Raw genomic sequence first — 12,177 nt, 5'->3', positions numbered from 1 at the left:
GAATGCCTCGTAAGGGCCCCGCCCCGAAGCGCCCGGTCATCATCGACCCGGTCTACAGCTCTCCTCTTGTCACGTCGCTGATCAACAAGATCCTGCTGGACGGCAAGCGCTCCACCGCCGAGCGCATCGTCTACGGCGCCATGGAGGGCCTGCGCGAGAAGACCGGTGCTGACCCGGTCATCACGCTGAAGCGCGCTCTCGAGAACGTCAAGCCGTCTCTTGAGGTCAAGTCCCGCCGTGTCGGTGGCGCCACCTACCAGGTGCCGATCGAGGTCAAGCCCGGTCGCGCCGCCACCCTCTCGCTTCGCTGGATCGTGGGTTACTCCCGCGCCCGCCGTGAGAAGACCATGACCGAACGCCTCATGAACGAGCTGCTCGACGCCTCCAACGGCCTCGGCGCTGCGGTCAAGAAGCGTGAGGACACCCACAAGATGGCCGAGTCCAACAAGGCCTTCGCGCACTACCGCTGGTAGTCGCTACCCACATCGAGACCGAGAGAAGACTGAGCCGATATGGCTACCACTTCACTTGACCTGGCCAAGGTCCGCAACATCGGGATCATGGCTCACATCGACGCGGGCAAGACGACCACCACCGAGCGGATCCTGTTCTACACCGGCGTCTCGTACAAGATCGGTGAGGTCCACGACGGCGCTGCCACGATGGACTGGATGGAGCAGGAGCAGGAGCGCGGCATCACGATCACGTCCGCCGCGACGACCTGCCACTGGCCGCTCGAGGACGTCGACCACACCATCAACATCATCGACACCCCGGGCCACGTGGACTTCACGGTCGAGGTGGAGCGTTCGCTCCGCGTCCTCGACGGTGCGGTCACCGTGTTCGACGGTGTCGCCGGTGTGGAGCCGCAGTCCGAGACGGTCTGGCGTCAGGCCGACCGTTACGGCGTTCCGCGCATCTGCTTCGTCAACAAGCTCGACCGTACCGGCGCCGAGTTCCACCGCTGCGTGGACATGATCGTGGACCGCCTCGGCGCGACCCCGATCGTCATGCAGCTGCCGATCGGTTCCGAGGCCAACTTCGAGGGCGTTGTGGACCTGGTCCGCATGAAGGCCCTCGTGTGGTCCGCGGAAGCGACCAAGGGCGAGATGTACGACGTCGTCGACATCCCGGCCACGCACACCGAGGCTGCTGAAGAGTGGCGCGGCAAGCTGGTCGAGACCGTCGCCGAGAACGACGAAGAGATGATGGAGCTCTTCCTCGAGGGCGTCGAGCCCACCGAGGAGCAGCTGTACGCCGCCGTGCGTCGCATCACCATCGCGTCCGGCAAGGGCGGCGACACCACCGTCACCCCCGTGTTCTGCGGCACCGCGTTCAAGAACAAGGGCGTCCAGCCCCTGCTCGACGCCGTCGTTCGCTACCTGCCTTCCCCCCTGGACGTCGAGGCCATCGAGGGCCACGACGTCAAGGACCCGGAGGCCGTGGTCAAGCGCAAGCCGTCCGACGAGGAGCCCCTCTCGGCGCTGGCGTTCAAGATCGCGAGCGACCCGCACCTGGGCAAGCTCACCTTCGTCCGGATCTACTCCGGTCGCCTGGAGGCCGGCACCGCGGTGCTGAACTCCGTCAAGGGCAAGAAGGAGCGCATCGGCAAGATCTACCGCATGCACGCGAACAAGCGTGAGGAGATCGACTCGGTGGGCGCCGGCGACATCATCGCCGTGATGGGCCTGAAGCAGACCACCACCGGTGAGACGCTGTGCGACGAGAAGAACCCGGTCATCCTGGAGTCCATGGACTTCCCGGCGCCGGTCATTCAGGTCGCCATCGAGCCCAAGTCCAAGGGTGACCAGGAGAAGCTGGGTGTCGCCATCCAGCGTCTCGCGGAGGAGGACCCCTCCTTCCAGGTGCACTCGGACGAGGAGACCGGCCAGACCATCATCGGTGGTATGGGCGAGCTCCACCTCGACATCCTCGTCGACCGCATGCGTCGCGAGTTCAAGGTCGAGGCGAACGTCGGCAAGCCGCAGGTCGCGTACCGCGAGACGATCCGCAAGACCGTCGAGCGCGTGGACTACACCCACAAGAAGCAGACCGGTGGTACCGGTCAGTTCGCGAAGGTGCAGATCGCGATCGAGCCCATCGAGGGCGGCGAGGCGTCGTACGAGTTCGTGAACAAGGTCACCGGTGGCCGCATCCCCCGGGAGTACATCCCGTCGGTGGACGCGGGTGCGCAGGAGGCCATGCAGTTCGGCATCCTGGCCGGCTACGAGATGACTGGCGTCCGCGTCATCCTTCTCGACGGTGGCTACCACGAGGTCGACTCCTCCGAGCTCGCGTTCAAGATCGCCGGTTCGCAGGCCTTCAAGGAGGCCGCGCGCAAGGCTTCTCCCGTGCTCCTCGAGCCGATGATGGCCGTCGAGGTCGTCACGCCCGAGGACTACATGGGTGAGGTCATCGGCGACATCAACTCCCGCCGTGGCCAGATCGAGGCCATGGAGGAGCGCAGCGGCGCCCGCGTCGTGAGGGGCCTCGTGCCCCTCTCGGAGATGTTCGGCTACGTCGGCGACCTCCGCAGCAAGACCTCGGGTCGCGCAAGCTACTCGATGCAGTTCGACTCCTACGCCGAGGTTCCGAGGAACGTCGCCGAGGAGATCATCGCGAAGGCCAAGGGCGAGTAACTCTTCCGAGTTCACGCTTTAGGCTTGTCACCGGAGCCACTGGGGCATTCGGCGTAAACCATCAGGTTTACGGTGAGTGCCCCGGGCCCCGGCATCCCAGCAAAGATCACCTGGCGCCGATGAGTAAGGCGTACCAGAACCACTCCGCAGGAGGACCCCAGTGGCGAAGGCAAAGTTCGAGCGGACTAAGCCGCACGTCAACATCGGCACCATCGGTCACATTGACCACGGTAAGACGACCCTCACGGCCGCCATTACCAAGGTGCTGCACGACGCGTACCCGGACCTGAACGAGGCCTCGGCCTTCGACCAGATCGACAAGGCTCCTGAGGAGCGCCAGCGCGGTATCACGATCTCGATCGCGCACGTCGAGTACCAGACCGAGTCGCGTCACTACGCCCACGTCGACTGCCCCGGTCACGCGGACTACATCAAGAACATGATCACGGGTGCCGCGCAGATGGACGGCGCGATCCTCGTGGTTGCCGCCACCGACGGCCCGATGCCGCAGACCAAGGAGCACGTGCTCCTGGCCCGCCAGGTCGGCGTTCCGTACATCGTGGTCGCGCTGAACAAGGCCGACATGGTGGACGACGAGGAGATCCTGGAGCTCGTCGAGCTCGAGGTTCGTGAGCTCCTCTCCGAGTACGAGTTCCCGGGCGACGACCTGCCGGTCGTCAAGGTCTCGGCGCTCAAGGCGCTCGAGGGCGACAAGGAGTGGGGCCAGTCGGTCCTGAACCTGATGGCCGCCGTCGACGAGGCGATCCCGCAGCCCGAGCGTGACGTCGACAAGCCGTTCCTGATGCCGATCGAGGACGTCTTCACGATCACCGGTCGTGGCACCGTCGTCACCGGTCGTATCGAGCGTGGTGTCCTGAAGGTCAACGAGACCGTCGACATCGTCGGTATCAAGACCGAGAAGACCACCACCACGGTCACCGGCATCGAGATGTTCCGCAAGCTGCTCGACGAGGGCCAGGCCGGTGAGAACGTCGGTCTGCTGCTTCGTGGCATCAAGCGCGAGGACGTCGAGCGCGGCCAGGTCATCATCAAGCCGGGTTCGGTCACGCCGCACACCGAGTTCGAGGCCCAGTCGTACATCCTGTCCAAGGACGAGGGTGGCCGTCACACGCCGTTCTTCAACAACTACCGTCCCCAGTTCTACTTCCGTACGACTGACGTGACCGGTGTTGTGACCCTCCCCGAGGGCACCGAGATGGTCATGCCGGGTGACAACACCCAGATGACCGTTTCGCTGATCCAGCCCGTCGCCATGGAGGAGGGCCTGAAGTTCGCCATCCGTGAGGGTGGCCGGACCGTGGGCGCCGGCCAGGTCGTCAAGATCCTCAAGTAAGTACTTGAGGTTGACCTGGTAGCTCGCTGAGCTGTCAGAAGAGCCCCGCACCTTTCGAGGTGCGGGGCTCTTCGCGTTGTCCGCCACGGGTGCGGGGCGGTTCGGGTCCTACGGGCGCCAGGTCCAAGGCGTGGCATCGACGCCGAGCCCCAGTGCGAGGGGCCGCCCGTCGCGGACGTACAGCGTGGGCGGGCCGACCGGGACGGCGCCGCCGGTCCGCTTCAACACCCCTGCCGCGCCCGCGAGTTGGACCCGCCCCCGCTCGTCCGTCCCCACCACGTGGCCGCCCGCCGCGCCGACCGGTCCGTACCCGTCGAGCGCGACCGGCCGCGCCGGGGTGCCGTCCAGGCGTACGGAGGTGAGGTGCGAAGACGCGGGGGAGCCGGGGTCCTTGCGGGCCTTCGCCGGGTCGGCGCAGGTGCGGTAGAGGAGCTGTACGCCGTCGCCGATCGGGAGCGGGGTCACCGCGTCGACGGCGAGCGGCAGCCGGGACGGTACGGGGGCGAGGGGCGCGCCCGGGGCGTTCTGCGTCCAGTGGTGGACGGTGTCGGCGCCGGCCGCGAAGACATGGACGCGCCCGCGCCCGTCGACGATCGCGCTCAGCCCCTCCTGCACGGACTCGCCGCCCAGATCGCGCCAGGGCGACCAGGCGCCGTCCGTCTCGCGGACGCGGGTGCTGATGCCGCGGTCCGCGTTGCGCACGAAGAGGTGGACGCGGCCGTCCGGCGCCGCGAGGGCCAGCGGCGACCCGATCCGGCGCCCGCGGTCGTCGCCGCGCTCGGGGTTGCCGAGCCCCCTCCACGCGCCGAACTCCCCGCCCGGCGCGCCCTGTTCGAGCGCGACGATCTCCCGCGTGTTGGCGCCGGCCCGCCCCTGGAGCGAGGAGAACCGGAGCGCGAAGAGGAGCTGGCGGCCGTCGGGCAGGGTGGCGCCGCCGAGGACGGGGGCGAGCGGGCCGCCGCCGAGGTCGCGCGGGGCGCCCCAGCTGTCATCGGGGTTCTGGTCCCAGCGCACGGCCCGGAGCCCGAGCACGCCATACGCGTGGGCGCCGTCGTCGGACAGGAGCAGCCGGGCGCCGGGGTGGCGGTGGTGGGTGGAGCGCACCCACCCCTTCCCGTTGGCCAGCGGCCGGTTCCCGCCGACGTTGTAGTCGCCGCACCCGCCGGGGTTATGGCACTGCCAGTCCTTGTCGCCGCCGTACGGCACGAGGTGCGCCGCCTTCTCGGCGAGGACGCCGGCGGGGAGGTTCTTGGGCCAGTGCCGGTTGTAGTAGCCGCGGTAGGCGGTGGCGAGGAAGGCGTTGCCGCGCTCGGCGTGCCGGATCAGCGCGGCCCAGGCGAACGACGCGGCGGCGGTGTGGTCGGCGTGGTCGGAGTAGCCCGCCTGCTCCGAGTCGTGCTGACGGACGGCGGGGGAGCTGTGCTGGATGTCCGGGTCCGGGTCGAGGGTCTGGACGTGGGTGGGCGCGTAGTCGGCGAGGAGCCCGGCCAGCACCTCCACCAGGTCGTCGTAGGTGTAGCTCTTGGCCTGGCGCAGGGGGGAGCCGGTGGCGATGACGACGGGCAGCTGGAGGTGGTGGTCCGCCCAGAGGGCGGGCAGCCCCATCCGACCCCCCAGCGGGGTGTGCATGGCGGTGTTGAGGAACACCAACTCCACTCTGCGGCCCCGGTGTTGGAGCCGGTTGACCTCGGCGCGGTGACCGCCGCGCAGCTCGGCGACGGACTTCTCCCAGGGCGCGTACTTGTCAAGGCCGAGCAGGGTGGCGTACGCCTGCCGCAGTCCCTGGTGGCGGGCGGAGGAGTAGGCGGCCTTGTCGGGGACGTGCGGCCCGGTGTCACCGACCACCCGGTTGTCCCCGTTGGCCTCCCCGCCGGTGACGTACACGCTGACCAGCGGCACCCCGGAGTCCAGGGTGTGCTGGGTGTCCGGGTTCATGAAGTACAGGTCGTCGTCGGGGTGGGCGAGGATCTGGAGGAGCAGGGGGGCGCGGGGGGTGGTGAGGGGGGCGACGGTGGTGGTCGTCCTGGTCCGCCCCGGCGCGGGCGCCGCGCACCCCGCGACGGTGGCGGCGAGCCCGGTGGCTACGGCGCCCCCGAGAACGGTCCGCCGGCCCGGCCCCATGGCCCTTGCTGTGTCGTTCACGTACGTCCCGTCCGCCGCTCGTCCTCGTTCCCCGTGACCCCGCGGGGCCGCGCGCCCTGTGAGACGGGGGAGTGGGGGGCGGGGTTGCGTGCCGCGGGCGGCGGGGTCGGCCGAGGGGTGGCGGCCCACCGGCCAAGTCCCACCCGGGGCGCCCCGATTCGGATTGCTTTGCGAATCGAGCCTGTGTGATTCTGCCGGGCGTGGAGATACCGGGGGGTCCGCGGGAGCGGCAGAGGCGGCGTGAGTTCGCGGCGGGGCTGGGCGAGTTCCGGCGTACGGCGGTGCTGGTGCCCGAGGTCGGGGGCGGGTGGTGGACCGCCGAGTGGGGTGGGATCCGATGGATCCACGCGTTCTCGGACGAGGCGGCGCTCGCCCGGTTCGCGATCGCACGCGGTGAAGGCGACCGCGAGTGGAGCTTCCAACGGGTGCTCGGCGCACGGCTGTTGGACGTCGCCGTGCCCGCCCTGGGCGTCCCGGCCGGGGTCGCGCTCGACGCCGGGAGCCCCCGGGGCATGATCTTTCCGCCGGTCGCCGGGATCGTGCCGGAGGCCGTGGCGCTGGACGCCGGGATCGTGCCGGAGGCGGCGGCGCTGGACGCCGGGGCGTACGCGACCGAAGGGAGGGCCGGGGCATGAGTGGCGAGGGCAGTGAGGACCTGCGCATACCGCCGGAGGCCCTGACCCTGATCACCCAGGGCATCAACGGCGCCCTGAGCGAGCTGGAGGAGCTCGGGCTCGTCGGGCAGGCCGGAATGGGGCGCGGGTTCGGCTCGCTGGCCATGAGCGGCCTGGAGCTGGGCGACGACGGCCTGACGGAGACGTTCACGTCGTTCTGCGAGCGCTGGGAGTGGGGCGTACGGGCGCTCGTGCAGGAGGGCAACGACTTCGCGCTGAAGGCGGGGCTCTCGGCCGGGATCGTGTACCGGGAGGACCAGTACGTCCAGGGCGGCTTCAAGGTCCTGGCGAACTCGGCGATGGGCAATCCCCACGCGACCGAGGAGCAGGTCACCGGCATGTCCTGGGGAGACCTCGCCGACCACAACATGTACGCCCACGCCGACTTCAGCGCCGAGTCCTTCCGGAAGGCCGACGCGGAGATCGAGCAGAGCGCCAAGGACGCCGGCCGGGACTACAGCGACAGCAAGCTGAACCCGTTCGGCCTCGCCCTGTCGGTCACGGGGTCCGCGACGGGCCAGGACCCGGCCGTCGATCAGTGGCGCGAGAAGGAATTCGGCCCGTCGCCCGAGGAGCGCGCGGCACAGCAGGGCGGGAACGGCGGGGGCAAGGGCTGATGGTGGACTTCGGGGGACTGGTCGACGGCGGGAAGAACCTGCTGAACAAGGGCCTGGACAAGGCCGAGGAGGGGTTCGACGCCGGCAAGAAGGCGGTCGGCGGCGCCGTCGACAAGGGCGCGCACGTCGCGAGCGGCCTTCTGGACCGGGTCGGCGCCCATCAACTGGCCGACCAGGTCGACGACTTCGGCGATGGCGTCGCCTCGGCCCTCGGCGCCCATGTCGACGAGAAACAGCTCGGACAGACCGAGCTGTTCAACGACCTCGTCCACGGCAATCCGAAGACGATCCGGGCCAACGCCCAGCACCTCGCCGACTTCGCGACGGCGTTCGGCAAGGTCGGCCAGGGCATGCGCCGGCTGGACTCCGGGAGCTGGAAGGGGCAGGCCGTCGAGGCGTTCCGCGCCCGGTTCGCCCTGCACCCGGCCAAGTGGGACGAGGCCTCCTCGGCCTGCCACGACGCGTCCGGGGCCCTGGTCCACTACGCCGGGACCGTCGAGTGGGCGCAGAGCAAGGCGCGGGAGGCCATCGCGCTGTACGCGGAGGGCCGGAACGAATCCCGGCAGGCGGTGGAGGCGTACAACAAGCGGGTCGACGCCTACAACGACAAGGTGCGCGCGCAGCAGGACCCCGGGCCGCGGCCCGGTCCGTTCGCCGACCCCGGCGTGGCCATACAGGAGCGGGCCCAAGAGGCGCTGGCCGAGGCGCGCCGCCAGCGCGGGGAGGCCGCGGCCGCGGCGCGCGCAGTGGTCCGGGCGGCCCTCGCCTCGGCCCCGGCGGAGCCGCCGCCCCTGTCCCGGCTCGGCAGCGACTACACGGACTTCATGACCGGCGGCGCGATCGAGCTCGACCACGCAGCGGTGGGCGTGGTCAAGGGCACCGCCGACATCCTGAACTTCGCCCGCTCCCTCAACCCCGAGGACCCGTACAACCTCCTGCACCCGGCCGAGTACGAGAAGAGCGTCGCCACCACCCTCACCGGCCTGATCTCCATGACCTCCCACCCGGAGCGGGCGATCAAGGGCACGGTCGACGACTTCAAGCGGGACCCGTTCGAGTTCGGCGGGCGGCTGCTGCCCAACGCGGTCCAGCCGGAGACGTTCGCCGCCTCGGGGGTGCGGACCGCGGCCGGGCTGGCGCTCAGGGAGGGCGTGGAGGAGGGCGTCGAAGGCGGGCTGCGGGGCGCCGCCCGCACCGCGACCGACGCCGAACCGCATGCGACGGGCCGCGCCGCCGAGGAGAAGGTCTGCCGGGAGGACCCGGTGGACATGGCCACCGGTCGCATGGTCCTGCCGCAGACGGACGTGGTCCTGCCGGGCGCGCTCGCGCTGGTCCTGCGGCGCACCTTCGAATCGGCGTACCGCGCGGGCCGCTGGTTCGGGCCGAGCTGGGCCGGCACCCTCGACATGCGTCTGGAGATCGACGCGACCGGCGTGATCTTCGTCCGCGAGGACGGCAGTCTGCTCTCCTACCCGCACCCCGCGCCCGGCGTGCCCACCTGGCCCACGCACGGCGGCTCGCGCTGGCCGCTGGACCGGGACGGCGACACGTACACCGTCTCGGACCCCGGCACCGGGCGGAGCTGGCACTTCGTGCTCCACACCGACGAGCTCGCCCTGCCGCACCAGCTCGACGACCGCAACGGCAACTGGATCACCTTCGCGTACGACGCCGACGGCACCCCGACCGGGATCGCCCACCACGGCGGCTACCGCCTGAAGCTCACCACGCACGACGGCCGGATCACCGCCCTGCATCTGGCGGGCGCGGCGCCGGACGGCGGTGACCAGCGGATCCTCGGCTACGGCTACACCGACGGCCATCTGACGCAGGTCGTCAACTCCACGGGCCGTCCGCTGCGCTTCGGCTACGACGAACACGGCCGCATCACGTCGTGGACCGACACCAACGGCAGCCACTTCCACTACGTCTACGACGACCGGCACCGCTGTGTCGCCCAGGCGGGCGCGAACGGGCACATGAGTTCGCGGTTCACCTACAGCGAGCCGGACCCGGCGACCGGGCTGAGCACGACCACCGTCACCCACGCCGCCGGTCACGACGAGCACTTCCTGATCAACGACCGTGCGCAGGTCGTCGGGCAGATCGACGCGACCGGCGCCGTCACCCGTTTCGAGCTGGACCGCTTCAACCGTCCCCTGGCCCGGACCGACCCGCTGGGGCACACCGTCCGGACCGCGTACGACGACGCGGGCCGGCCCGTGGAGGTCGTCCGCCCCGACGGCCGCCGGACGACGGTCACCTACGACGACGCGGGCTTCCCGATCCGTGTGACCGGCGCCGACGGCCTGACCGTGCGCCAGACCTTCGACGAGCGCGGCAACCGCACCTCGGTCACCGACATGGCCGGGGTGCGCACCGCGTTCACATACGACGAAGCGGGCCACCTCACCGCCGTGACGGACGGCCTCGGGCACGTCACCCGCGTCCACTGCGACCGGGCCGGGCTACCGCTCTCCCTCACCGACCCGCTGGGCGCGGTCACCCGCTACGAGCGGGACGCCTTCGGCCGCCCGGTCACCCTCACCGATCCCCTGGGCGCGACCACGCGTCTCGCCTGGACGGTCGAGGGCAAGCTCGCGCGCCGCACCGCCCCCGACGGCACCGAGGAGTCCTGGACGTACGACGGCGAGGGCAACTGCACCAGCCACACCGACCCGCTCGGCGCCGTCTCCCGCTTCGAGTACACGGACTTCGACCTCCTTGCGGCCCGCACCGGCCCGGACGGTGTGCGCTACGCCTTCGAACACGACGCGGAGCTGCGCCTCACCAAGGTCGTCAACCCCCAGGGCCTGGAGTGGAGTTACGCCTACGACCCGGCCGGCCGCCTGATCGCGGAGACCGACTTCGACGGCCGCACGCTGGGCTACGCCTATGACGCGGCCGGCCGCCTCGCCTCCCACACCAACGGCCTCGGCGAGACGATCCGGTACGAGCGCAACGAGCTGGGCCAGACGGTCCGCAAGGACGTCGAGGGGACGGTGACGACGTTCGCGTACGACGTCTTCGACCAGCTCGCCCGGGCGGCGGGCCCCGACGCGACGCTGACGCTGCTCCGCGACCGGCACGGCCGGCTCCGGTCGGAGACGGTGAACGACCGCGAACTGCTCTACTCCTACGACGAGTTGGGGCGCCGGAACGGGCGAACGACGCCGGGCGGATCGGTGAGCGCCTGGACGTACGACCCGGCGGGCAACCGCACCGAGCTGACCACCTCCGGGCGGAGGGTGTCGTTCGCCCACGACGCGGCGGGCCGGGAGCTGACCCGCCGGTTCGGCGAGACGATCACCCTGGCCCACGCCTTCGACCCGCTGGGCCGGCTCACGGAGCTGGCGGTGACGGGCGCGGACGGCGCGGCCATCCAGCGCCGCGCCTACCATTACCGCGCCGACGGCGCTCTGACCGGCGTGGACGATCAGCTGTCGGGTCCGCGCCGCTTCGACCTGGACGCGGCGGGCCGGGTGACGGCGGTGCACGCGGCGAACTGGTCCGAGCGGTACGCCTACGACGCGGCGGGCAACCAGACCGAGGCGTCCTGGCCCGCCGCCCACCCGGGGCAGGAGGCGCTGGGTGCCCGCGTGTACGACGGCACCCGAATAACCGGGGCGGGCTCGGTCCGCTACGAACACGACGCCCAGGGCCGCGTCACCCTGCGCCAGAAGCAACGCCTCTCCCGCAAGCCGGACACCTGGCGCTACACCTGGGACCCGGAAGACCGCCTCACCTCGGTCACCACCCCCGACGGCACGGTCTGGCGCTACCGCTACGACCCGCTGGGCCGCCGCATCGCGAAGGAGCGGATGGCGGGGGAGGCGGTGGTGGAGCGGGTGTCGTTCACGTGGGACGGCACGACGCTCTGCGAACAGACCACCACGTCATCGGCGTCCCCCGCGGCGGTCACCCTGACCTGGGACCACGCGGGCCTGCGGCCGATCGCCCAGACGGAACGCGTAGCGATGGCGGACGCGCCCCAGGACCGCATCGACGAACGCTTCTTCGCCATGGTCACCGACCTGATCGGCACGCCGAGCGAGCTGGTGGACGAAGAGGGCGCCATAGCCTGGCGCACCCGCGCCACCCTGTGGGGCACCACCACCTGGCCCACAAACGCCCCCGCCTACACCCCGCTCCGCTTCCCGGGCCAGTACTTCGACCCTGAGACGGGGCTGCACTACAACTACTTCCGGCATTACGACCCGGCAGGCGCCCGCTACGTCTCGGCGGATCCCCTGGGACTGGCGCCGGGGCCCAACCCTGTCGCCTACGTGAACAACCCACTCGGCTGGGCGGACCCGCTGGGTCTGGCGCCGTGTCCGCTGGGGGAGCGGAGCAACCCGTTCGGTTCGCGTGAGGCCGCAGAAAGAGCGGCGTTCGATCTTGCCGGGGTGCCCTATGGTGCGGAACCGGATGCCGCGTGGACTGTAGTCGGCGACAAGAATTTCAAGCACATGCCTGGTTATGCCTATGCCGAGGACCCCACGCATTGGGGGAACTTCAGGCAATTCGAGACAGAGAACGGGTCAAGAGTTATCGTAGAGCACACCGATGACCCTGCGGGCCTGCATTTTCACGCGGGTGGTCCCAAGGGGTTCACCGTCGAAGACCGTATGCGGAACGGCGTGAACTTCGGCTGGGGAAACAACTTGGACGAAATGGGCACGTTCGAACGCTATCGGGCATTTGACAAGCCCGGCGGTGACCATCATTTTTACTACGTCGAAAGGTGAGGG

General features: G+C 70.3%; 7 protein-coding genes. 6 read left to right on the top strand and 1 reads right to left on the bottom strand.

From position 1 onward, the window contains the following. Positions 1-2 precede the first annotated feature (2 nt). The 3 genes from rpsG to tuf all read left to right on the top strand — a co-directional run bounded on the left by rpsG (position 3) and on the right by tuf (position 3,993). Positions 3-473, top strand: coding sequence for a 30S ribosomal protein S7 (gene rpsG / locus DWB77_RS16000; RefSeq protein ID WP_014154599.1), 471 nt, complete (start codon positions 3-5; stop codon positions 471-473). Between the two features lie 39 nt (positions 474-512). Continuing rightward, the gene (fusA, locus tag DWB77_RS15995; RefSeq protein ID WP_120721909.1) at positions 513-2,639 is read left to right on the top strand and encodes an elongation factor G; all 2,127 of its coding nucleotides are present in this window, start codon (positions 513-515) and stop codon (positions 2,637-2,639) included. Positions 2,640-2,799: 160 nt separating this feature from the next. After that, a complete protein-coding gene (tuf, locus tag DWB77_RS15990; RefSeq protein WP_120721908.1) occupies positions 2,800-3,993 on the top strand; it encodes an elongation factor Tu in 1,194 nt (397 codons plus the stop codon). Between the two features lie 108 nt (positions 3,994-4,101). On the opposite strand, the gene DWB77_RS15985 is transcribed toward tuf, so the two are convergent. After that, positions 4,102-6,114 carry a PIG-L family deacetylase gene (locus DWB77_RS15985; RefSeq protein ID WP_120721907.1) on the bottom strand — a complete coding sequence of 671 codons (2,013 nt, stop codon included), beginning with the start codon at positions 6,112-6,114 and terminating at the stop codon, positions 4,102-4,104. Positions 6,115-6,335: 221 nt separating this feature from the next. On the opposite strand from DWB77_RS15985, the gene DWB77_RS15980 reads away from it, so the two are divergent. Genes DWB77_RS15980 through DWB77_RS15970 form a run of 3 tightly spaced genes read left to right on the top strand, consistent with a single transcriptional unit; the run spans position 6,336 to position 12,174 of the window. Continuing rightward, complete coding sequence (locus tag DWB77_RS15980; RefSeq protein ID WP_246033541.1) at positions 6,336-6,770, top strand: SseB family protein; 435 nt, start codon at positions 6,336-6,338, stop codon at positions 6,768-6,770. Further along, positions 6,767-7,426, top strand: coding sequence for a hypothetical protein (locus DWB77_RS15975; RefSeq protein ID WP_120721906.1), 660 nt, complete (start codon positions 6,767-6,769; stop codon positions 7,424-7,426). The genes DWB77_RS15980 and DWB77_RS15975 overlap by 4 nt, the downstream gene beginning before the upstream one ends. Beyond that, positions 7,426-12,174: a putative T7SS-secreted protein gene (locus DWB77_RS15970; RefSeq protein WP_120721905.1), complete on the top strand. Its 4,749-nt coding sequence runs from the start codon at positions 7,426-7,428 to the stop codon at positions 12,172-12,174. The genes DWB77_RS15975 and DWB77_RS15970 overlap by 1 nt, the downstream gene beginning before the upstream one ends. The last annotated feature ends 3 nt before the right edge of the window (positions 12,175-12,177 follow it).

It is taken from the genome of Streptomyces hundungensis, assembly GCF_003627815.1.
GTDB lineage: Bacteria > Actinomycetota > Actinomycetes > Streptomycetales > Streptomycetaceae > Streptomyces > Streptomyces hundungensis_A.
This window is presented reverse-complemented; position numbering and strand designations above follow the sequence as displayed.

Bases quoted from the DNA above. Each gene is read 5' to 3' on its own strand.
- rpsG (WP_014154599.1), top strand. From the start codon at position 3: ATGCCTCGTAAGGGCCCCGCCCCGAAGCGCCCGGTCATCATCGACCCG.
- fusA (WP_120721909.1), top strand. From the start codon at position 513: ATGGCTACCACTTCACTTGACCTGGCCAAGGTCCGCAACATCGGGATC.
- DWB77_RS15985 (WP_120721907.1), bottom strand. From the start codon at position 6,114: ATGGGGCCGGGCCGGCGGACCGTTCTCGGGGGCGCCGTAGCCACCGGG.
- DWB77_RS15975 (WP_120721906.1), top strand. From the start codon at position 6,767: ATGAGTGGCGAGGGCAGTGAGGACCTGCGCATACCGCCGGAGGCCCTG.
- DWB77_RS15970 (WP_120721905.1), top strand. From the start codon at position 7,426: ATGGTGGACTTCGGGGGACTGGTCGACGGCGGGAAGAACCTGCTGAAC.